The 20,990-nt window shown below is 64.4% G+C and carries 18 protein-coding genes; 10 read left to right on the top strand and 8 right to left on the bottom strand.

The genetic code is table 11. The annotated features are described in order from the left end of the window. The first annotated feature begins 43 nt into the window (after nt 1-43). The 3 genes from C8C98_RS02490 (at nt 44) to C8C98_RS02480 (ending at nt 2,232) form a co-directional block, all read left to right on the top strand. Nucleotides 44-1,183, top strand: a complete 1,140-nt coding sequence (locus C8C98_RS02490; protein ID WP_121452998.1) for a cupin domain-containing protein — start codon at nt 44-46, stop codon at nt 1,181-1,183. Nucleotides 1,184-1,190: 7 nt separating this feature from the next. Further along, a complete protein-coding gene (locus tag C8C98_RS02485; protein WP_121452997.1) occupies nt 1,191-1,718 on the top strand; it encodes a hypothetical protein in 528 nt (175 codons plus the stop codon). Between the two features lie 250 nt (nt 1,719-1,968). After that, on the top strand, nt 1,969-2,232 hold the full coding sequence (locus C8C98_RS02480) for a hypothetical protein (protein ID WP_121452996.1): 264 nt from the start codon (nt 1,969-1,971) through the stop codon (nt 2,230-2,232). A 153-nt stretch (nt 2,233-2,385) separates the two neighbouring features. On the opposite strand, the gene C8C98_RS02475 is transcribed toward C8C98_RS02480, so the two are convergent. From C8C98_RS02475 to C8C98_RS02455, 6 genes are all read right to left on the bottom strand, one after another. Then, complete coding sequence (locus tag C8C98_RS02475; protein ID WP_121452995.1) at nt 2,386-3,171, bottom strand: MBL fold metallo-hydrolase; 786 nt, start codon at nt 3,169-3,171, stop codon at nt 2,386-2,388. 97 nt (nt 3,172-3,268) lie between these two features. Beyond that, on the bottom strand, nt 3,269-4,369 hold the full coding sequence (gene bamC / locus C8C98_RS02470; protein ID WP_121452994.1) for an outer membrane protein assembly factor BamC: 1,101 nt from the start codon (nt 4,367-4,369) through the stop codon (nt 3,269-3,271). Between the two features lie 38 nt (nt 4,370-4,407). Next, complete coding sequence (dapA, locus tag C8C98_RS02465) at nt 4,408-5,304, bottom strand: 4-hydroxy-tetrahydrodipicolinate synthase (protein WP_121452993.1); 897 nt, start codon at nt 5,302-5,304, stop codon at nt 4,408-4,410. A gap of 30 nt (nt 5,305-5,334) precedes the next feature. Beyond that, on the bottom strand, nt 5,335-5,889 hold the full coding sequence (locus C8C98_RS02460) for a bifunctional 2-polyprenyl-6-hydroxyphenol methylase/3-demethylubiquinol 3-O-methyltransferase UbiG (RefSeq protein WP_121452992.1): 555 nt from the start codon (nt 5,887-5,889) through the stop codon (nt 5,335-5,337). Between the two features lie 72 nt (nt 5,890-5,961). Further along, nucleotides 5,962-6,132: a hypothetical protein gene (locus C8C98_RS21735; RefSeq protein WP_158600127.1), complete on the bottom strand. Its 171-nt coding sequence runs from the start codon at nt 6,130-6,132 to the stop codon at nt 5,962-5,964. 32 nt (nt 6,133-6,164) lie between these two features. Beyond that, nucleotides 6,165-7,382: an MFS transporter gene (locus C8C98_RS02455; protein ID WP_121452991.1), complete on the bottom strand. Its 1,218-nt coding sequence runs from the start codon at nt 7,380-7,382 to the stop codon at nt 6,165-6,167. A 155-nt stretch (nt 7,383-7,537) separates the two neighbouring features. On the opposite strand from C8C98_RS02455, the gene C8C98_RS02450 reads away from it, so the two are divergent. From C8C98_RS02450 to C8C98_RS02435, 4 genes are all read left to right on the top strand, one after another. Beyond that, on the top strand, nt 7,538-9,520 hold the full coding sequence (locus C8C98_RS02450) for a DNA topoisomerase IV subunit B (RefSeq protein ID WP_121452990.1): 1,983 nt from the start codon (nt 7,538-7,540) through the stop codon (nt 9,518-9,520). A 33-nt stretch (nt 9,521-9,553) separates the two neighbouring features. Continuing rightward, entirely contained in the window at nt 9,554-10,399 is an 846-nt protein-coding gene (locus C8C98_RS02445; RefSeq protein ID WP_121452989.1) for a lytic transglycosylase domain-containing protein, read from the top strand. A gap of 10 nt (nt 10,400-10,409) precedes the next feature. Further along, nucleotides 10,410-12,767, top strand: coding sequence for a DNA topoisomerase IV subunit A (parC, locus tag C8C98_RS02440; RefSeq protein ID WP_121452988.1), 2,358 nt, complete (start codon nt 10,410-10,412; stop codon nt 12,765-12,767). Nucleotides 12,768-13,039: 272 nt separating this feature from the next. Continuing rightward, nucleotides 13,040-14,605, top strand: coding sequence for a methyl-accepting chemotaxis protein (locus tag C8C98_RS02435; protein ID WP_158600126.1), 1,566 nt, complete (start codon nt 13,040-13,042; stop codon nt 14,603-14,605). 77 nt (nt 14,606-14,682) lie between these two features. Here the strand turns inward: C8C98_RS02435 and C8C98_RS02430 are convergent, their stop codons facing one another. Next, nucleotides 14,683-15,141 carry a RidA family protein gene (locus C8C98_RS02430; RefSeq protein WP_121452986.1) on the bottom strand — a complete coding sequence of 153 codons (459 nt, stop codon included), beginning with the start codon at nt 15,139-15,141 and terminating at the stop codon, nt 14,683-14,685. A gap of 165 nt (nt 15,142-15,306) precedes the next feature. On the opposite strand from C8C98_RS02430, the gene C8C98_RS02425 reads away from it, so the two are divergent. From C8C98_RS02425 to C8C98_RS02415, 3 genes are all read left to right on the top strand, one after another. Further along, on the top strand, nt 15,307-18,021 hold the full coding sequence (locus C8C98_RS02425) for a DNA internalization-related competence protein ComEC/Rec2 (RefSeq protein ID WP_121452985.1): 2,715 nt from the start codon (nt 15,307-15,309) through the stop codon (nt 18,019-18,021). Between the two features lie 143 nt (nt 18,022-18,164). Continuing rightward, complete coding sequence (locus C8C98_RS02420) at nt 18,165-19,628, top strand: circularly permuted type 2 ATP-grasp protein (RefSeq protein ID WP_121455971.1); 1,464 nt, start codon at nt 18,165-18,167, stop codon at nt 19,626-19,628. Continuing rightward, nucleotides 19,622-20,581 (top strand): alpha-E domain-containing protein, encoded by a 960-nt coding sequence (locus C8C98_RS02415; RefSeq protein ID WP_121452984.1) that lies wholly within the window; start codon nt 19,622-19,624, stop codon nt 20,579-20,581. Before C8C98_RS02420 ends, C8C98_RS02415 begins: the two co-directional genes overlap by 7 nt. Before the next feature lie 25 nt (nt 20,582-20,606). Here the strand turns inward: C8C98_RS02415 and C8C98_RS02410 are convergent, their stop codons facing one another. Further along, entirely contained in the window at nt 20,607-20,960 is a 354-nt protein-coding gene (locus C8C98_RS02410) for a VF530 family DNA-binding protein (protein WP_121452983.1), read from the bottom strand. Nucleotides 20,961-20,990: the final 30 nt, after the last annotated feature.

The raw sequence follows: 20,990 nt of genomic DNA, 5'->3' as shown, positions 1-20,990 counted from the left end.
TCGCAGTTTGACCAACAGCCCCGCCAGGGGCAGGTGCCTTTTCATGGATATCCAACAACCTTTGTCCCTGCTGGGCGGGCTCACCCCCGAGCAGTTCATGCGCCGCCATTGGCACAAAAAGCCTTTGCTGGTGCGCCAGGCGATCCCGAATTTTGAGCCCCCGGTGCTGCGCGCTGAGATGTTTGCGCTGGCGGCGCAAGAGTCTGTGGAGTCCCGTCTGGTGCAGCAAGTCAAGGGTGGCTGGAAGCTGCGCCACGGCCCCTTTTCGCGCCGAGCTCTGCCAGCACTGAGCCAGCGCGAATGGACTTTGCTGGTGCAGGGCGTGGACTTGCACGACGACGCTGTGCACCGCTTGATGCAGCAGTTTCGTTTTGTGCCGGAGGCCCGGCTGGACGACCTCATGATCAGCTACGCCACCGACGGTGGCGGGGTGGGGCCGCACTTTGACAGCTACGACGTGTTTCTGCTGCAAGCCCATGGCCGCCGCCACTGGCGCATTGGCCGCCAGAAGGATCTGACCCTCAAGGAGGGCATTCCCCTGAAGGTGCTGGCCGAGTTTGAGCCCGAGGAAGAGTTTGTGCTGGAGCCTGGCGACATGCTGTACCTGCCGCCCCGCTACGCGCACGACGGCATTGCCGAAGGCGAGTGCATGACGTATTCCATCGGCTTTCGCTCTCCGGCCCGTGCTGAGCTGGCGCAAGAGCTGCTGGTGCGTTTGTCGGAAGACGCGGCCGACGATGAGCAGGTGCAGATGTACCGCGACGCCAAGCAAGAGGCCGTGGCCGAGCCTGGCGCCATCCCCGCCACTCTGCAGGCCTTTGCCCGCGAAGCGCTGGAGCGTGCTTTGTCGCAGCCTTTGGCCCTGGAGCGCGCGCTGGGTGAGTACCTGACAGACCCCAAGCCCAGCGTGTGGTTTGATGCCAGTGCCAAAAGCGCCATGATGGAGGCGGTGCGCCTGGACCGCCGCACCCGCATGATGTACGACGCCCAGCATGTCTTCATCAATGGTGAAAGCTACCGCGCAGCAGGCAAAGACGCGACCTTGATGCGCCGCTTGGCCAACCAGCGCTACCTCAGTGCCAAAGACATCCAGCGCGCCAGCGACGATGCGCTGGAATTGCTGTCCATCTGGTGCGATGACGGCTGGGCACACGCCTGCACCGACGACGAAGCCACCCCATGATCATCCAATGACCGCCACAGACCACCCCGCAAACCCATCCCCCGCACCGTCTGGCTTGCCTGAAGGCCGGTTCAGCGGGCGAGAGGCGTTTCAGCAAATGGTGCGCGATGCCTTTGCCACGGCGGCGCGCGAGGGGTGGCCTGAGATCTGGATCAGTGATGCGCACTTTCACGACTGGCCCCTGGGCGAGCGTGCTGTGGTGGAGTCGCTCCAGGCCTGGGCGCGGGGTGGGCGCCGTTTCAGCATGCTGGCGGTGAACTACGACGAGGTCATCCGGCGCCATGCCCGCTTTGTGCAGTGGCGTGGCACCTGGGACCACATCATCACTTGCCGCAAGAGCCCTTCGGCAGACCCCCTGGACTTGCCCAGCGTGCTGTGGTCGCCTGTCTGGGTGATGCAGCGCCTTGACCCAGAACGGTGCGTGGGGGTGGCGGGCCCCGAGTCGGACCGCCGCGTTCTGGTGCGTGAGTCTTTGAACGAATGGGTGCGCAGCAAGAGCTCCCCAGGTTTTCCGTCCACCACCCTGGGGCTTTGACGCGAATCAAGAGGCTGTGGCTTGGCCTGAGAGGCTGCCACGCGCGGCGGTGTTGCATCTGTGCCTATGTCAACTTGCCGTAAACCTTTTTTCAGTGTTAGTCACTATTGACTAAATACCAATATAATTTATGGCTGCGCCTGAAAATGGTGCAACCCTCAAGTGCATTGCGCCAATGCGTACCAGGGCTTTAACCGGCCGGTCGCCGTGGCTTTTCAAGCTTTTTGTCTGTCCAACTAGGAAATTTGAAATGAAGAACTCCGTCGTTCTGGCCGCCCTGATCGCTGCTGCTGCCCTGGCCGCTTGCGGTAAAAAAGAAGAACCCGCTCCAGCACCAGCTCCCGTGGCTGCACCTGCTCCAGCTCCAGCACCTGCCGCTTCTGAAGCCGCTCCTGCTGCCTCCGAAGCCGCTCCTGCTGCTTCCGCTGAAGCCGCTCCTGCTGCTGACGCTGCCAAGGCTGCTGCTGACACTGCTGCCGCTGCTGCCACCGGCGCTGCTTCGCAAGCCAAGTAATTCGTGGAGGGGTCGTAGCCTCCCGCAAGGGGCGGCTTGAACCACACACCAAAGCCCTGCTTTTGCAAAAAAGCGGGGCTTTTGCATTGGGGCGTCCTTTTTTCGGAAGCCCTGGCTGTTCCGGCCCCATGTGCATTCAATAGCTCCTTGTGGCTATGCGGCCCCGACGGTGATCCAGGGCGTTCCATTGGCCGGGCTGGCCACGGTGATGCGCTCGGTGGGCCAGCCCAATGCAGCCCCCAGCGCCTGCTGGGCCAATGCCGGGGTATTGTTCTGTGCGCTGAGGTGGGCCGCAATCACACACGCTAAGCCGGGGTGTTGCAAGGTGCACAGCAGTTCGGCCGCTGCGCTGTTGGCCAGGTGGCCGTATTTGCCACCGATGCGGCGCTTGAGGAAGGCTGGGTAGCGCGATGCCTCCAGCATGTGCGGATCGTGGTTGGCCTCCAGCATCAGAGTGTGGCAGCCTGCCAATTGCTCTTTGACATGCGCGCTGGCGTGCCCCAGATCCGTCAGCACCCCTAGGCGTGTGGCGCCATCGGTGCAGTGCAATTGCAGGGGCTCCCTGGCGTCGTGCGGTACCGTGAAAGGGGTTGCTTGCCAACTGCCCAGATCAATGGGCTCCAGATCGTGTGCGGTGCGCAACAGGCCGTCCAGGTCGGGGGCGCCCAGGGCGACATGGGTGCCATGGCTCATCCAGACGGGAATGCGGTGTTTCAGTGCCAACGAGCGGGCGCAACCAATGTGGTCGGAATGCTCGTGGGTGATGAAGATGGCGTCAATCTGGGCCAGTGCCAGCCCGGCCTCTGCCAAGCGGGCCTCCAGCTGGCGTATGCCCAGGCCGCAATCGACCAGTAAACGCCGTGTATGCAGACCATCGCTGCCCTCGATCAGGGTGGCATTGCCCGAGCTGCCGCTGCCAAGATTTTTGAGGCGCAGCATGTCGGCGTCCCGTGTTGTCCATTAAAAAAGCCCCGCAGCTCCTGTGCGGGGCTGCGGGGCGGGTGTGGGCACTTTGCTGTGCCCGGCATTGGGCTGATTATTTCAGCTCGTCCGCAATCACACGCACGATGCGCTCGGCGTTGGCAGAGGTCTCAGGGGCCCCGGCTTCATTGAGCACGGACACGGTGGAGGCGTTGCCCTCGCTGCGCACGGCGATGCGGTACTTCAGTGGCGGAATGGCTGCCGACGAGCCACCGAACAGCTTGCCGAAGAAGCCAGGCTCCTTCTTGTCTGCGTTGGGGGCGACGTAGCGCACAAAGTACAGGCCGTCCTTGCGGTTGCGGTCTTCCACGGTGAAGCCGGTGCGGTCCAGTGCCAAGCCTACGCGGCGCCAGGCGCGGTCAAAGTTCTCAGCCAACTGCACAGCGGGTGCGTTGTTCACCGTAGCGATACGGGCTGCGGGTGCCACTTGCACTGGGGTGGCGGTGGCTGCAATCGCTTTGGATTGCTCCTGGCTCACGCCCAGCTTGACCATGAGGCGGCGCAAGAATTCGGTTTCCAGCTCGGGGTCGGCGGCGCGGGGCTGCCAGATGGTCTGGTCTTTTTGCGTGTTGGTGTACACCTCGATCATGCCGCGGTGGCTGATGTAGATGTCGGTGCCGCCATTGGCATTGCGCTCCAGGCGGGTGCGGAACTTGTCGCGCTCGCCAGTCGAATACAGCGATTCAAACACCTTGCCCAGGGTCGAACGCACGATGTCCTGGGGCAGCTTGGCGCGGTTTTCGGCCCAGTCGGTTTCCAGAATGCCGAGGTTGGACTGGTCTTGGGTGAAGATGAATCCACTCTCCAGCCAGAACTCACGCACAGGCTCCCACAGCTTGTCGGCAGGGCGGTTTATCACCAACCAGCGTTGGTTGCCGTCTCGCTCAATGCGCACATCACCAATGGCGGTGGCCGCTGCCTGGCTGGCTGCGGAGGGCTGTGCAGCCTGTTGGCTGGCCTGCAGCGCGGCGGCTGACACGGCGCCGCCGGGCACGGCGTAGCGTGAGTCTTTGGACAGCTGGGTCAGATCTGGGGGCACTTCCAGGGTCGAGCCCTTGGTTGCGCTTTTGTAGTCGATCTTGTCGCCCTCAAGGGTCGAGCAGGCTGACAGGGCAGCAACAAGGGCCAGCAGGCCCAGACGGGTATTTGCTTTCACTCGGGAATCCTTGGAATGTCGGTGAGGGGTGGGCAGGCTCAAAGCAGGCCGCTGCTGCGCAGGGCGCCTTCGACCACGGCTTCGTTGCCCTGGGTCAATGGAGTCATGGGCAGGCGCATGGTTCCACCACACAAGCCCATGCGGGCCATGGCCCACTTCACGGGGATGGGGTTGGCTTCGACGAACAGGTGCTTGTGTACGGGCATCAGCTTGAACTGGATTTCCATGGCGCGGCGCGCGTCGCCCGCAATGGCGGCTGCGCACAACTCGTGCATCAGCTTGGGGGCTACGTTGGCAGTCACGCTGATGTTGCCGTGGCCGCCGCACAGCATCAAAGCCACTGCAGTAGGGTCGTCGCCCGAATAGATACCAAAGTTCTTGGGTGCTTCGCGGATGAGCCACTGCGCACGTTCGATGTTGCCGGTGGCTTCCTTGATGCCGATGATGCCGGGCACCTGGGCCAGGCGCAGCACGGTGTCGTGCTGCATATCAGCCACCGAGCGGCCGGGCACGTTGTAGAGGATGGTGGGCAGGTCACCCACGGCCTCGGCAATCGCCTTGAAGTGCAGGTACTGGCCTTCTTGGGTAGGCTTGTTGTAGTAAGGCACGACCTGCAGTTGCGTGTCGGCACCGACCTTCTTGGCAAACTTGGCCAGCTCGATCGCTTCGGCGGTGGAGTTGGCGCCGCAGCCCGCCATGATGGGAACGCGCTTGGCGGCTTGCTCCACGGCCACGCGGATGATCTCGCAGTGTTCTTCGACATTCACCGTGGGCGATTCGCCCGTGGTGCCCACCACGCCGATGCAGTCGGTGCCCTCGGCGATGTGCCAGTCGATCAGTTTGCGCAGGGTGGGGTAGTCCACGCTACCGTCCTCGTGCATGGGGGTGACGAGGGCGACGATGCTGCCGGTAAGAGGCACGGAGGAAGAGGTCATGTCCGCAGATGAAAACGGTAAAAGGGCATTCTAACTAGACGCGGGCCGCAGCCCGTGGCGCGCGGGGCCCTCTGGGTGAGGTGTTTCCCGTACCGCCGCGATCCGCTGCACGAAGCGGGCCGGGTTTTCGAGGTAACCGTCCTCATAGGTCACAGTGCGCAGCGTCCCAAAAGCCTGTAGCAGCTCGCCCGGGCGCAGCAAAAAGTCGGCCCGGCTGGGGCGTCCCACGGTTTCGTGCCCTTGCGCAAAGGTTTCGTAAATCAGCACGCCTCCGGGCGCCAGGCTGGCGAGCAAGGTGGGCAGCAGCGGGCGCCACAGGTAGTTCGTCACCACCACGGCGCCAAACTGCTGGCCTTGCAGGGGCCAGGGGCCGTTTTCGATGTCGGCGCAAATCAACTCACCCAACCCGGCGCAGGCGGCAATGGCCTCGGGCGAACGGTCTACGCCAGTGACGGTGTGGCCCTGGGCTTGCAGCCAGCGCATGTGGCGGCCCGCGCCGCAGGCCACGTCCAGAACATGGGCGTGCGGTGGAATCAGGTGCGTCCATTGCTGAACCCAGGCAGAGGGGGCTTCCGTGCCGTGCATGTGTTTTTTGCTATTAAATTGGTAGCTGCTAGCGCTTATCTATCAAGCGCTAGGGGCGAAAAATACCACAAATCAAAAGCACGACCAGACTTTGTCGGCCACCATGACCATGAAGTCTGGCACGGTGTACATCGCAAATACCGCAAGGCAAACAGCCACGGCCGCTAGCCAGCCCAACGCCCGCAGCCAGCCATGCCGGGCACTGGGGGCTGGCGGTGGTGAGCGGGTCTCGTTGGGGAGCATGGCGGATCGCTTTCGTTGCGTGCTGATCGGCTTCAGGCCGCGTGGGGTTGCGCCCGCTGGATGGGGGCTTCCTTGATCGGCAGGTTCACCAGCCCCGCCAGCACGCCCAGCGCAATGGCGATGTACCAGACGATGTCGTAGCTGCCCGTGGCGTCATACAGATAGCCGCCCAGCCACACGCCCAGGAAGCTGCCGATCTGGTGGCTGAAGAACACAAAGCCGCCCAGCATGGACAGGTGCTGCACCCCAAAAATTTGGGCAATGGTGGCATTGGTGGGCGGCACCGTGGACAGCCACAGTGCACCCATCACGGCCGAGAACACATACACCGACAGCGGTGACAGCGGCACCAGCAAGAAGATGGTGATGACCACGGCGCGGGCCAGGTAGATGAACGACAGGATGAACCGCTTGGGCATGCGCTGCCCCAGCGTGCCTGCGATGTAGGTGCCAAACACGTTGAACAGCCCGATCAGCGCCAGCGCATAGCTGGCCACCTGGGGCGACAGGCCATGGTCCTTGAGGTAGCTGGGCATGTGCACCCCGATGAACACCACCTGAAAACCACACACAAAGTAGCCCGCCATCAGCAGATTGAAGCTGGGGTAGCTGAAGGCTTCCTTGAGTGCGTGGCCAATGGTTTGCTCACGCTTTGGAGCCGCAGCGCCCTGAAACCCTGGCTCGCGCAGGCCAAAGGCCAGTGGCACGATCATGAGCACCGCCATCGACAACACCAGCAGCGCCTGCTGCCAGCCCAGCCCGGTGATCAGCCAGCCCTCCACAGGCACCATCAAAAACTGTCCGAACGAGCCAGCCGCAGCCGCCACACCCATGGCCCAGGAGCGTTTTTCGGGCGCAATCTGGCGGCCCAGCACGCCGTAGATCACCGCATAGGTGGTACCTGCCTGTGCTGCGCCGATCAGCAGCCCGGTGGTCAGCGCAAACAGCAGCGGGGTGGGTGACAGTGCCATGCCCGCCAGCCCCAGGCCATACAGTACGGCGCCCCCCATCAACACCCGGAAGGCGCCAAACCGGTCGGCCGCCATGCCCGCAAAGATGCCCATCACCCCCCATGACAGGTTTTGCAGTGCAATCGCAAAGGCAAACGACTGGCGGGTCCAGCCCATCTCTTGCGTGATCGGCTGCAACCACAGGCCAAAGCCGTGGCGTATGCCCATCGACAAAGTGACGATGGCCGCGCCGCAGGCCAGCACCTGGAGCATGGATAGTTTGGGAGGATTCATAGACATGCGGGGGAATGTAGCCAGATTGCGGCAAACGCGCTGGTACAGAAGCGACCAATACAGTTGGCAGCAGGGGCGGGGCTGCGGGCGGAGGGCAGCTGAGGCATTTGGGCTGTTGTTTTATCCAGCCTTTGTTGCGCTGCCGCACTACAATCCGCGCCATGGCTGCCAAACCCACTACTGTCTCCGCTAGCGAATATTCCGAAGGCTCGATCCGCGTGCTCAAGGGCCTGGAGCCCGTCAAGCAACGCCCGGGCATGTACACCCGCACCGATAACCCCCTGCACATCATCCAGGAAGTGCTGGACAACGCCGCCGACGAGGCTTTGGCGGGTTACGGCAAGAAGATCAAAGTCACGCTGCACGCCGATGGCTCGGTCAGCATTGAAGACGACGGCCGTGGCATTCCGTTTGGGATGCACCCCGAAGAAAAGGCCCCGGTGATTGAGCTGGTCTTCACCCGCCTGCACGCGGGCGGCAAGTTCGACAAGGGCAAGGGCGGGGCTTACAGCTTCTCGGGCGGCTTGCATGGTGTGGGCGTGAGCGTGACCAACGCGCTGGCTACGCGGCTCGAAGCCACCAGCCACCGCGAGGGCCAGTCGGCCCGCCTGGTGTTCTCGGGCGGTGACGTGGTCGAGCCGCTGGTGGCCCGCCCGCTGGAGGCGGGCGAGCGCAAGCAGGGCACCTCGGTGCGGGTGTGGCCTGATGCCAAGTATTTCGAGTCGAGCGCGCTGCCCATGGGCGAGCTGACCCACCTGCTGCGCAGCAAGGCGGTGCTGATGCCTGGCGTGTCGGTGTCGCTCGTCAATGAGAAGACGCGTGACACCCAGACCTGGCAATACAAGGGCGGCCTGCGCGACTACCTGATGCAGACGCTCAACGGCGACCCGGTGATCCCGCTGTTTGAAGGCGAAGGCTTTGCCGACAGCGGCAATGAGAGCTTTGCAGAAGGCGAAGGCGCCTCTTGGTGCGTGGCCTTCACCGAAGACGGCCAACCGGTGCGCGAGAGCTATGTCAACCTGATCCCCACCAGCGCGGGCGGTACCCACGAAAGCGGCCTGCGCGACGGTCTGTTCAACGCGGTCAAGAGCTTCATCGAACTGCACAGCCTGCTGCCCAAGGGCGTGAAGCTGTTGCCTGAGGACGTGTTTGCGCGCGCCAGCTATGTGCTGAGCGCCAAGGTGCTCGACCCGCAGTTCCAGGGCCAGATCAAGGAGCGCCTGAACTCGCGCGACGCGGTGCGGCTGGTCAGCGGCTTTGTGCGCCCGGCGCTCGAACTGTGGCTGAACCAGCACGTCGAATACGGCAAAAAGCTGGCTGAGCTGGCCATCAAGGCTGCGCAAACCCGCCAAAAGGCCGGCCAGAAGGTCGAAAAGCGCAAGGGCTCTGGCGTGGCCGTGTTGCCTGGCAAGCTCACCGACTGCGAAAGCAAGGACATCGCCCACAACGAAGTGTTCCTGGTCGAGGGCGACTCGGCCGGTGGCAGCGCCAAGATGGGCCGCGACAAGGAAAGCCAGGCCATCTTGCCGCTGCGCGGCAAGGTGCTCAACACCTGGGAGGTCGAGCGCGACCGCCTGTTTGCCAACAACGAAATCCACGACATCTCGGTGGCCATCGGGGTGGACCCGCATGGGCCCAACGACACGCCCGACCTGAGCGGCCTGCGCTACGGCAAGGTCTGCATCTTGTCGGATGCCGACGTGGACGGCTCGCACATCCAGGTGCTGCTGCTCACACTGTTCTTCCGCCACTTTCCCAAGCTCATCGAAACCGGCCACATCTACGTGGCACGCCCGCCGCTGTTCCGTGTGGACGTGCCTGCGCGTGGCAAGAAACCCGCCGCCAAGATGTATGCGCTGGACGACGGCGAGCTCACGGCCATCCTCGACAAATGCGCCAAGGACGGCGTGCCCAAAGAAAAGTGCCAGATCAGCCGCTTTAAGGGCCTGGGCGAGATGAACGCTGAGCAGCTGTGGGAAACCACGCTCAACCCCGACACCCGCCGTCTGCTGCCCGTGCAGCTGGGCGACATGGACTTTGCTGCCACGGAGGGGCTCATCACCAAGCTCATGGGCAAGGGCGAAGCCGCTGCGCGCCGCGAGTTGATGGAGCTGCACGGCGATGCGGTCGAGATCGACATCTGACGGGCTGAGCCACAGGCGTCCACGCTGCTTGCCATGACCTCATTTCGCAAAATCGGCCTCTTGCGCTGGTCTGTATTGGGTTTGTTGCTCTGCTTTTTGCAGCAACATGCCCATGCCGATCTGTGGGCGCATGTGGACGAGCGCGGGGTGACGCACTTTGCCGCCGAGCAGCTTGATGCGCGTTACCAGCTCTTCTTTCGGGGCACCGAGTTTGATTCGACCCGAGACATGCCTGCAGGCACACCCGCCACCCCGCACGGCATGCCCAGCACAGGTGCGCGCCTGCTGGCGTTTTTTGACATCTCGCCGGGCTACAAAAGCATCAAGCACCACTTGCGCGCCGCCGCAGAGCAGCAGGCGGTGGACTACGAACTGCTGCAGGCGCTGATTGCCACCGAGTCGGGTTTTGACGCGCAGGCTGTCTCGCCCAAGGGCGCGGTGGGCCTGATGCAGCTCATGCCCGCCACGGCCAGCCGCTTTGGCGTGCGGGCCGATGCCAAGCGCTCGCTGGAGCAAAAGCTGACCGACCCCGCCGTGAACGTGCCCACCGGCACGCGCTACCTGCGTTACCTGCTCGACCTGTTCCCTGGCCGCATGGACCTGGCCCTGGCGGCCTACAACGCGGGCGAGGGCGCGGTGCAAAAAGCCGGTAACCAGATCCCTGCCTTCAAGGAAACCCAGAATTACGTGCGCACGGTGCTGGCGCTGTACACCCAGCTCAAGCCGCCCGCCCCCGTGCTGGCCCAGCGCGCAGCGCCGGGGCGGGTGCGCATGCAATTGCAGGGCGGCGCCCAAGGCCGTGGCAACCTGCCGCCCGACACTTTGGTGGCGCACACCCGCGCCAGCAACGAACCTCTACCGACGACTCCGACCGAATGAGCGCTAACGAATGAGCGACCAACCCACTTTAGATTTCACCACTGCAGGCGACGACGGGGGCGACTCCCTGGGCCTGGCGGGCTATGCCCAGCGCGCCTACCTGGAATACGCACTGTCCGTCGTCAAAGGCCGCGCTTTGCCTGATGTGTGCGATGGCCTCAAGCCCGTGCAGCGGCGCATTCTGTATTCGATGGACCGCATGGGCCTGGGCTACAGCGGCCCCACGCGCAGCGCGGCGGCCAAGCCCGTCAAAAGCGCCCGCGTGGTGGGTGATGTGCTGGGCCGCTTTCACCCCCACGGTGACCAATCGGCTTACGACGCGCTGGTGCGCATGGCGCAGGATTTTGCCCAGCGCTACCCGCTGATCGACGGCCAGGGCAACTTCGGCAGCCGCGACGGCGACGGCGCTGCGGCCATGCGCTACACCGAGGCGCGCCTGTCACGCATCACCAGCCTGTTGCTGGATGAGATCGACGAAGGCACCGTGGATTTCATGCCCAACTACGACGGCAGCACGGAAGAACCTCGCCAGCTGCCCGCGCGCCTGCCGTTCGCGCTGCTCAACGGCGCCAGCGGCATTGCCGTGGGCCTGGCCACCGAAATCCCCAGCCACAACCTGCGCGAGATTGCCGACGCCTGTGTGGCACTCATCAAAACGCCAACGCTCAGCCAGGAAGAACTGCTGGCCATCGTGCCCGGCCCAGACTACCCTGGCGGCGGTCAGATCATCAGCAGCGCGGGCGACATTGCCGATGCCTACCGCACCGGCCGTGGCAGCCTCAAGGTGCGCGCGCGCTGGAAGATCGAAGACATGGCGCGTGGCCAGTGGCAGCTGGTGGTCAACGAGTTGCCACCCGGCGTGAGCACGCAAAAGGTGCTCGAAGAGATCGAGGAAATCACCAACCCCAAGGTCAAGGCCGGCAAAAAGGCGCTGAGCCAAGACCAGACCCAGCTCAAGGCCAGCATGCTCGCCGTGCTGGACGTGGTGCGTGACGAGTCGAGCAAAGACGCCCCCGTGCGCCTGGTGTTCGAGCCCAAAACAGGCAAGACCCCGCAGCAAGAGCTGATCACCGCGCTGCTGGCCCACACCAGCCTCGAATCCTCGGCCCCCATCAACCTCACCATGGTGGGGCTCGATGGCCGGCCCACCCAAAAATCCCTGCGGCAAATGCTGGAAGAGTGGATTGCCTTCCGCCAGACCACCATCACCCGCCGCACCCAGCACCGTTTGAACAAGGTGCTGGAGCGCATTCACATCCTCGAAGGGCGGCAACTGGTGCTGCTCAACATCGACGAGGTGATCGCCATCATCCGCCACGCCGAGGAGCCCAAGGCGGCGTTGATTGCGCGCTTCAACCTCAGCGACCGGCAGGCCGAAGACATTCTTGAGATCCGCCTGCGCCAGCTCGCCCGCCTCGAAGCCATCAAGATCGAGCAGGATCTCAAAGAACTGCGCGAAAGCCAGGGCAAGCTCGAAGACATTCTGAACAACCCCGGCTCGCTGCGCCGCACCATGGTCAAAGAGATCGAGGCGGACGCCAAGACCTTTGCCGACGCGCGCCGCACACTCATTCAGGCCGAGAAAAAGGCTGTGGCCGAAGTCAAGGTGGTGGACGAGCCGGTGACGGTGGTCGTCTCGCAAAAGGGCTGGGTGCGGGCCCGCACTGGCCATGGGCACGAGGCCGCCAGCTTTGCCTTCAAGGCGGGCGACGGGCTGTACGGCACGTTTGAGTGCCGCACCGTAGACACCTTGCTGGCTTTTGGCAGCAACGGCCGTGTGTATTCGGTGGCCGTGTCGCTGCTGCCCGGCGCGCGCGGTGACGGCCAACCCGTGACCACACTCATCGAGCTGGAAGCCGGCACGCAAGTGCTTCACTACTTTGCAGGCCCTGCCAACGCCACGCTGCTGCTGTCTAACTCCGGCGGCTACGGCTTCCTGGCGGCGGTCGAGAACATGGTCTCGCGCCAAAAGGGCGGCAAGGCCTTCCTCACGCTGGGCGACGGTGAAACCGTGTGCGTTCCGTCGCACGCCACAGGCACCACGGGCAGCAAGCCGGTGCTGCCCGCCACGCATGTGGCCTGTGCTTCTACGGGTGGGCGCATCCTCACGTTCGAGATCACCGAGCTGAAAACCATGGCCAATGGCGGCCGGGGCCTGATGCTGATTGACTTGGAAGACAAAGACCAGCTCGCAGGCGCTGCAGCCTACACGCGCAGCATTCGCCTGGATGGCATCGGCCGGGGCGGCAAGGTGCGTGATGAGACGCTGGAAATCCGCAGCCTGAACAACGCCCGCGCTGCGCGAGGGCGCAAGGGCAAGGCGGCCGACCTGGGCTTCAAGCCCAACGCGGTGACCCGGGTGGAATAGCCAGCCAGTTCTCAGTCATCGTACAGGCCGGTGGGTCTGTGAATGCCAAAAGCCAACCGCATGCGGTTGGCTTTTTTGTGCGCGGTTACAGGGGCTCACTCCAGTGCTTGGGGCCGCTGGTGGGCGTTGCAGGGCGCCTACCCGGTCGGTGCAGCGATGGAGTGTTGTCGATTGACACGGTGATCCGGACAAACCCCAGGAGGTATGACGAGATTGGCTGATAGGCTCAATTGTCTACTCTTTGTAACTGGATGTGCCTCGTGTCTTTTCCAATGTCTCTGCAGCCCACCAAGTTGTCCCATCGCATGGTTTTGAGTTTTGGCGTTGTGCTTGCCATCCTGGTGGGGCTCACGGCACTGGCGCTGCAACGCATTGGTGGGTTGGGTGACACCTTGGTGCAGGTGGCGGGCTCGGGTGCCCAGCGCAGCCAGGCCATTCGCAGCATGGAGCGTGAAATGGAGACCGTGGCCCAAATGCTGCCCGGTTTGCAGTCCAGCCCCTCAGACCGGTTGGCGGACAACCTGCGTTTGATTGAAACCTCGGGTAAAAAGTACATGGAGTTCAGCGATGTGGCGCGCTCTTTGACGCCAGAGTCGGATGGGCAGTCGCTGAATGACAAGGCGCGTGCCGCGGCCCAGGCCAGCCTGGAGATCATTGCCCTGGGGCGCAAGGAGGCGGGAGATAGCGGCGAGGGCGCCGCTGCGCTCATGGTGCGATTGAGCTTTTCGGCTGACAACGCCAAGTGGCAAGAGCGCTTGAGCGCATGGCGCGCAGGCGTGCGAGCGCTGGGGACTTGGGATGATGCGCAAGTCAACCAGACCGCAGGCGCTGCTGGCGGCATGGTGTCATCGGCGCGCTGGATGCTGACGGCAGGCGCCGCGCTGGCTTTGGCCTTGGCAGCGCTCATGGGCTGGCGACTGACGCGCGATGTGGTGGGCGGGTTGGACAGCGCGGTGCAGGCTGCCCACAACATGGCCCGACATGATTTGTCATCGGCCGTGGTGGTGCGCCGCAATGACGAAATCGGCGGCTTGCTGCAGGCGCAGGAGTTGATGCGCAGCAACCTCAATGGGCTGGTGCTGGGGGTGTCAGACGCTGCGCATGCCATCTACCAGACCTGTACGGAAATCAGCGAGGGCAGCTTGAACCTGAGCAATCGTGCAGAAACCACTGCCGCCACATTGCAACGCACCCAGGCGGTGGTGGATGGGCTGTCAGATTCGGTACGCCACAGCGGTCAATCGGCCAACGATGCCAATGCCCTGGCGACCCAGGCCCGTGAAGCCGCCCGCGCAGGCGAGCGCAAGGTCACCCAGGCGATGTCAACGATGCAGGACATTGAACAGGCCTCCCGCAAGATCGGCGACATCATTGGCCTGATTGACAGCATTGCCTTTCAGACCAACATCCTGGCGCTCAATGCAGCGGTAGAGGCCGCCCGTGCGGGTGAGCAAGGGCGGGGTTTTGCGGTGGTGGCCAGCGAGGTGCGCAGCCTGGCGCAGCGCAGCGCAGGTGCCGCCAAGGAGATCAAGGTGCTCATTGAAAACTCTCTGGACCGTGTGTCTGCTGGCGTGCAAGAGGTGCGCCAGACGGGCGATGCCACCGTGTCCATTCGGGAGTCGGTGGAACATGTGGCCCAGCTGATTGAGGGGATTTCTCGCGACTCTCAAAGCCAGTTCGAGCTGATCACCCAGGTGAACCGCGATGCGCTGGAGTTGGAGAGTTCGGTGCAGCAAAACGCCAGCCTGTCAGAGCAATCGGCTGCTGCCGCGCAGTCGCTCAACGATCAAGCGGCCAGACTGACCCACTTGGTGGAGCGCTTCAAGCTCCAAGGCTAATTTGCACGGGGCTGGCCTCAGCGCCTGACCCCCATGCTGCCGCGCGCTTCTTTCAGGGAAGGGGCGGCCTCTTTGGCTCAGGCCAGCTCAGCAATCAGTTCGATCTCGACACAGGCCCCCAGTGGAATCTGGGCCACGCCAAAGGCGCTGCGGGCGTGCAAGCCCTTGTCGCCAAACACCTGGCCCAGCAGTTCGCTGGCGCCGTTGGTCACCAAGTGCTGCTCGGTGAAATCGCCGGTCGAGTTGACCAGGCTCATCACCTTGACGATGCGCTGAATGCGGTTGAGGTCGCCGCCGGTGGCTGCGTGCAGTGTGCCCATCAGGTCAATCGCCACGGCGCGGGCGGCCAGCTTGCCTTCTTCGGTGGTGATGTTCTTGCCAAACTGCGCGGCCCAGGGCTTGCCGTCCTTGCGGGCGATGTGGCCGGAGAGGAACACCAAGTTGCCCGTTTGCACATAAGGCACGTAGGCGGCGGCGGGGGCCGACACGGGGGGCAGGGTGATGTTGAGTTCGCTCAGTTTGTCGTAAACGCTCATGGTGGACTTCCTTGGTTGATGTGCGCCATCGGCGCGGGAAAACGGTGCGAGAAATAGAGGCCCGGTGCTGGCAATGCCTGCACCGGGCAGCGGCGCCAAGTGTTACACAGCCGGGGCTGTGCACAGTGCGCGCGGGGCTGCTGCAAGGCGCATTAGCATCAGCCCATGTTTGCCATAAGCCCTTCTAATGTCCCGCCGCTGCTGCCCCGTGAGGTGGGCGAGGGCGACGCCGCCGCCACGGGGCAAGGAGCGCACGACGGGCATGGAGGACATGAGGGCCACGATGATTCGCGCCAACCTTGGCGCTTGCCTGCGGTGCTTCTGGGCGTGGTGGTGGGTTCGGCTCTGCAACTGTGGCAACCCATGCTCTGGCCGGTGGCGGTGTATGGCTGGACTTTGTGTGTGACCTTGGGCGTGGGCGCTGCGGTGGTGTGGCGCAAATCGCTGCGCAGGCGCTGGCGTGGCGGGGCTTTGCGCCCAGGGGCGGCACGGGCGCCTAGGTGGCTGGCGGGGTGGTGGGTGGCCGCCCTGGCTTGGGGGCTGGTGGCTGCCTTTGCCCTGTGTGGCTTGCGGGCCAGCTTGTTTGCCGCCCAGGGACTGCCTGCGGCCTTGGAAGGGCAGGACGTGCGTATCACCGCCTTGGTGGCTGCCATGCCCCAGCGCAGCGAGGCAGGTGTGCGCCTGCGGCTGGAAGTGGAGTCGGCCGAATGGGCGGAGGTGCCTGGGATGCCTGGCAAGGTCCGTCCATCCGATGGGCAGGGCGCCGCGCCGCAGGTGCCACGTTTGATCGATGTGTCCTGGTACGGCGGCGCGCTGCGTGACGCGCAGGGCCTGGCCGATTTGCAGCGACAGCCCCCCGAGTTGCGTGCGGGCGAGCGCTGGCGCATGACGGTGCGGCTAAAGGCGCCCCACGGCCTGCGCAACCCGCACGGTTTTGACTACGAGCTGTGGCTGTGGGAGCAGGGCGTGCAGGCCACAGGCTACGTCCGCGCTGGCCCCAAAGACCTGCCCCCCGAGCGGCTGGCCAGCACCTGGCGCCACCCGGTGGAGCAGTGGCGCCAGTCGGTGCGCGACGCCATCTTGCAGCGCCTGGCAGGCAGCCCCGTGGGGGACGAGGATGCCCCGAGTGCGCTGGGTGCGCCTGCGGCATCGCGTGTGTCTGGCGTGGTGGCCGCGCTGGTCACTGGCGACCAGCGGGCCATTGACCGTGCCGATTGGGACATCTTCCGTGCCACGGGCGTGGCCCATTTGATGAGCATCTCTGGGCTGCACATCACCTTGTTTGCCTGGCTGGCGGCGGCCTTGGTGGGCGGGCTGTGGCGGCGTTCGCGGCGCCTGTGCCTGGCCGTGCCTGCCCCCACGGCGGCCCTGGTGTGCGGCGTGGCATTGGCGGCTGGCTACGCCTTGTTCAGTGGCTGGGGTGTGCCCGCGCAGCGCACGGTGACCATGTTGGCCGTAGTGGCAGCCCTGCAGCTCAGTGGCCGCCGCTGGCCCTGGCCGCAGGTGTGGCTGCTGGCCTGCGCTGCCGTGGTGCTGACCGACCCCTGGGCGCTGTGGCAGGCCGGTTTTTGGCTGAGTTTTGTCGCGGTGGGGGTGTTGTTTGCTACTGATTTTGTAGCTTCTAGCGCTTATCCTAAAAGCGCTAGAGGCCATTTTTATGCATTATTGCGAGAGCAGTGGGTGGTGACGCTGGCGCTCACGCCGCTGAGCCTGCTGCTGTTTGGCCAGGTGTCGGTGGTGGGGTTTGCGGCCAATTTGCTGGCCATACCGTGGGTCACGCTGGTGGTCACGCCCCTGGCGCTGGCCGGGGTGGTGTGGGCGCCGCTGTGGACGTTGGCGGCGTGGGCTTTGCAGCCCCTGGCGGCGGGGCTGCAGTGGCTGGCCAGTTGGCCCTGGGCCGTGGTGTTCTTGCCTGCTGCGCCGCTATGGGCTGGCGCTTTGGCTTTGCTGGGCGGCTGTTTGTTGGCCATGCGCCTGCCCTGGCAGTTGCGTCTGTGGGCGCTGCCTTTGTTGGTGCCGCTGCTGTGCTGGCAAGCCCCCCGGCCTGCGCCGGGCCAGTTTGAACTGCTGGCGCCCGACATTGGTCAGGGCAACGCGGTGCTGGTGCGCACGGCCACGCACACCTTGCTGTACGACGCAGGCCCGCGCTTCAGCCGCGAGAGCGATGCGGGCCACCGCGTGCTGGTGCCACTGCTGCGGGCATTGGGCGAGCGGGTGGACGTGCTCATGCTCAGCCACCGCGATGCTGACCACACCGGGGGCGCGGCGGCCGTGCTGGCCCAGCAGCCCGCAGCGGCTTTGACAGGCTCCATCGAAGCCGAGCATGTGCTGCAGGCCCTGCGCCCGGCCACCCCTTGTGTGGCCGGGCAGCGCTGGGAGTGGGATGGCGTGGCGTTGGAGGTGTTGCACCCCACGGGCGCCGAGCTGGAGCACCGCGATCATCGTGACCGCCTCGATCGCCCTGTTCGCCCCAACACCATGAGCTGTGTGCTGCGGGTGGCCAGTGCTGCAGGCATGCCTGGCGCGCAGGCCGTGGCCTTGCTTGTGGGCGACATCGAAGCCCCGCAAGAGCAAGCGCTGCTGGCCCGCGCAGCGCCCTTGAAGGCCGATGTGCTGCTGGTGCCGCACCACGGCAGCAAAACCTCGTCCAGCGGTGCGTTTCTGGACGCCGTCCAGCCTCGCACTGCTTTGGTGCAGTCTGGCTACCGCAACCGCTTTGGCCACCCGGCGCCCGAGGTGCTGCAGCGCTATGTCCAGCGCAATGTGCCGGTGGTGGAGTCGGCCCGCTGCGGGGCGGCGAGCTGGTCGTCTGCGCAGCCTCAGGCCGTGGCCTGCGAGCGCGACACCGGGCGTCGGTACTGGCAGCACGTTGTGCCCTGAGGACAGGTTCTGAGAGACCGCCCAAGGGATTTGGCGCGCAACCGCGCCCGGGCTCGATCCTCGTCAGGGTTTGTGCTGGTTTTGGGGTGTTTGGCCCGGAGGCAGGCGCACAACTTGCTATCCTGGCTGCAGGAGGCCAGTTCATGCAGAAATTTGACGAGATGTACGCCACGCTTCCTTATGCAGGCAGCGATGTGCGCGAACACTACAAGCGCTATGCGCAGTGGTTGTCCCAACAGCCCCCTGACGTGATGCAGGCCCGCCGGGCCGAAGCCGAAATGATCTTCCGGCGCGTGGGCATCACCTTCGCCGTCTATGGCGCCAAGGACGAGGGCGGCGCGGGCAACGAACGGCTCATCCCGTTCGACCTTATCCCCCGCATCATTCCTGCGCACGAATGGAGCAGCATGCAGCAGGGCCTGGTGCAGCGGGTCACGGCGCTCAACCGCTTCATCTATGACGTCTACCACGGGCAAGACATCATCCGCGCAGGCATCGTGCCTGCCGACCTGATCCTCAACAACGCTCAATACCGCCCCGAAATGGCCGGCGTGCAGGTGCCGCAGAACATCTACGCGCATATTGCAGGCATCGACATCGTGCGTGCGCCTGATGCCCAGGGCAAGGGCGAGTACTACGTGCTCGAAGACAACCTGCGCGTGCCCAGCGGCGTGAGCTACATGCTCGAAAACCGCAAGATGATGATGCGGTTGTTCCCCGAGCTGTTCAGCCAGCACAAGGTAGCACCGGTGGCGCACTACCCCGACATGCTGCTGGACACCCTGCGCGCCAGCGCCCCCGCCACGGCGGACGACCCCACCGTAGTGGTGCTCACGCCGGGCATGCACAACAGCGCGTACTTTGAGCACGCCTTCCTGGCCCAGCAAATGGGCGTGGAGCTGGTCGAAGGGCAAGACCTGGTGGTGCGCGACAAGTTCGTCTACATGCGCACTACGCGCGGCCTGCAGCGGGTGGACGTGATTTACCGCCGTGTGGACGACGACTTCCTTGACCCTCAGGTCTTCCGGCCCAAATCCACCCTGGGCTGCTACGGCCTGATGGAGGCCTACCGCGCAGGCAACGTGGCCATCTGCAACGCTGTGGGCACCGGCGTCGCCGACGACAAATCGGTCTACCCCTACGTGCCTGAGATGATTCGCTTCTACCTGGGCCAGGAACCCATCCTGAAGAACGTGCCCACCTGGATGTGCCGCAAGCAGGACGACCTGCAGTACGTGCTGGCCCACCTCAAAGACCTGGTGGTCAAGGAGGTGCATGGCGCGGGTGGCTACGGCATGCTCATCGGCCCCGCAGCCACGCAGGCCGAGATCGAAGCCTTTCGCGGCGCCCTGCTGGCCAACCCGGCGGGCTACATCGCGCAGCCCACGCTCAGCCTGTCGAGCTGCCCTACCTATGTGGACAGCGGCATTGCCCCCCGCCACATCGACCTGCGCCCCTTCGTGCTCAGCGGGCGCGAAGTGCAGATGGTGGCCGGTGGCCTCACGCGCGTGGCCTTGCAAGAGGGCTCGCTGGTTGTCAACTCATCACAGGGCGGCGGCACCAAAGACACCTGGGTGCTGGGAAATGGAGGGACTGAAACATGCTGAGCCGCACCGCTGACCATTTGTTCTGGATGTCTCGCTACACCGAGCGGGCGGAGAATACGGCCCGCATGCTCAATGTGAGCTACGAGACCTCTCTGTTGCCCCAGGCCGCCGAGGCCGCGCAAGAAGGCTGGGAGGGCTTGCTGTCCATCAGCGAACTCATTCCTGCCTACACCACCAAGCATGGCGAGGTGACGCCCGAGCGTGTGCTGGAGTTCATGGTGCGCGATGGCAACAACCCATCGTCCATCGTGTCGTGCCTGCGCGCAGCGCGCGAAAACGCGCGGGCCGTGCGCGGTGCCTTGACCACCGAGGTCTGGGAAACCATCAACCAGACTTGGCTGGAGTTGCACCGCCAGCTGGAAGGCAATGCTTTTGAGCGCGACCCGGGGCAGTTTTTTGAATGGGTCAAATACCGCTCGCATCTCTCGCGCGGCGTGACGCTGGGCACCATGCTGCAAGACGAGGCGTTTCACTTTCTGCGCATGGGTACGTTCCTGGAGCGGGCCGACAACACGGCGCGTTTGCTGGATGTGAAATTCCATGCCGTGCAGAACGACTTCTTTGGCCGCGCCAGCGAGCGCAACCAGGAAAACGACTTCTACCACTGGAGCGCCATCTTGCGCAGCGTCTCGGCGTTTGAGGTGTACCGCAAGGTGTACCGCGACGTGATCACGCCCGGGCGGGTGGCTGACTTGCTGATCTTGCGGCGCGACATGCCTCGCTCGCTGCACGCCAGCCTGCACGAAGTGGTGGAGAACCTGAGCGTGCTCGCCAACGACCACTCGTCAGAAACCCAGCGCCGCGCAGGCCGTCTGCTGGCCGATCTGCAATATGGGCGCATCGACGAGATCCTGTCGCAAGGCCTGCATGCCTTCCTGACCCAGTTCCTGGACAAGGTGAACGAGTTGGGCGCGGGGATCAGCCGCGACTTTTTGGTGGCGGTCAGCGACTGAGGCTGACCACTGCGCCAGGCGCGGTTTACCCGTTGCGCCGTTGCTGGCGCAGCATGAAAAGGTAGAGGCTCTCTACCTTTTCGCGCGCCCACGGGGTCTTGCGCAAAAACTTCAGGCTGGAGCTGACGCTGGGGTCGCTTTGAAAGCAGCGCACCGGCACCAGTTGGCCCAGCTCTGCCCAACCATAGTGTTCCGACAGTGCCACCACGATGGCTTCCAGCGTAACGCCGTGCAAGGGGTTGCGCGCCTGCTTGGCGGGTGGTGCAGGGGCAGCCACAGTGGGCTCTGGTGTGGTGGGGGTGGCGGCCACGGGGCTGGTGTCGGCTGGCGCGTCAGTGCTTTGGGGCTGCGGTCCTTGGGGCGCTTGGGGTGTGTTCATAGGCCCCGAGCATAAAGCGCCTGGATGCTG

Origin of the sequence: Acidovorax sp. 106 (assembly GCF_003663825.1) — a bacterium.
Classification (GTDB): domain Bacteria; phylum Pseudomonadota; class Gammaproteobacteria; order Burkholderiales; family Burkholderiaceae_C; genus Acidovorax.
This window is presented reverse-complemented; position numbering and strand designations above follow the sequence as displayed.

Bases quoted from the DNA above. Each gene is read 5' to 3' on its own strand.
- C8C98_RS02490 (WP_121452998.1), top strand. From the start codon at position 44: ATGGATATCCAACAACCTTTGTCCCTGCTGGGCGGGCTCACCCCCGAG.
- C8C98_RS02485 (WP_121452997.1), top strand. From the start codon at position 1,191: ATGACCGCCACAGACCACCCCGCAAACCCATCCCCCGCACCGTCTGGC.
- C8C98_RS02480 (WP_121452996.1), top strand. From the start codon at position 1,969: ATGAAGAACTCCGTCGTTCTGGCCGCCCTGATCGCTGCTGCTGCCCTG.
- C8C98_RS02475 (WP_121452995.1), bottom strand. From the start codon at position 3,171: ATGCTGCGCCTCAAAAATCTTGGCAGCGGCAGCTCGGGCAATGCCACC.
- dapA (WP_121452993.1), bottom strand. From the start codon at position 5,304: ATGACCTCTTCCTCCGTGCCTCTTACCGGCAGCATCGTCGCCCTCGTC.
- C8C98_RS02460 (WP_121452992.1), bottom strand. From the start codon at position 5,889: ATGCACGGCACGGAAGCCCCCTCTGCCTGGGTTCAGCAATGGACGCAC.
- C8C98_RS21735 (WP_158600127.1), bottom strand. From the start codon at position 6,132: ATGCTCCCCAACGAGACCCGCTCACCACCGCCAGCCCCCAGTGCCCGG.
- C8C98_RS02455 (WP_121452991.1), bottom strand. From the start codon at position 7,382: ATGTCTATGAATCCTCCCAAACTATCCATGCTCCAGGTGCTGGCCTGC.
- C8C98_RS02450 (WP_121452990.1), top strand. From the start codon at position 7,538: ATGGCTGCCAAACCCACTACTGTCTCCGCTAGCGAATATTCCGAAGGC.
- C8C98_RS02445 (WP_121452989.1), top strand. From the start codon at position 9,554: ATGACCTCATTTCGCAAAATCGGCCTCTTGCGCTGGTCTGTATTGGGT.
- parC (WP_121452988.1), top strand. From the start codon at position 10,410: ATGAGCGACCAACCCACTTTAGATTTCACCACTGCAGGCGACGACGGG.
- C8C98_RS02435 (WP_158600126.1), top strand. From the start codon at position 13,040: ATGTCTCTGCAGCCCACCAAGTTGTCCCATCGCATGGTTTTGAGTTTT.
- C8C98_RS02430 (WP_121452986.1), bottom strand. From the start codon at position 15,141: ATGAGCGTTTACGACAAACTGAGCGAACTCAACATCACCCTGCCCCCC.
- C8C98_RS02425 (WP_121452985.1), top strand. From the start codon at position 15,307: ATGTTTGCCATAAGCCCTTCTAATGTCCCGCCGCTGCTGCCCCGTGAG.
- C8C98_RS02420 (WP_121455971.1), top strand. From the start codon at position 18,165: ATGCAGAAATTTGACGAGATGTACGCCACGCTTCCTTATGCAGGCAGC.
- C8C98_RS02415 (WP_121452984.1), top strand. From the start codon at position 19,622: ATGCTGAGCCGCACCGCTGACCATTTGTTCTGGATGTCTCGCTACACC.
- C8C98_RS02410 (WP_121452983.1), bottom strand. From the start codon at position 20,960: ATGAACACACCCCAAGCGCCCCAAGGACCGCAGCCCCAAAGCACTGAC.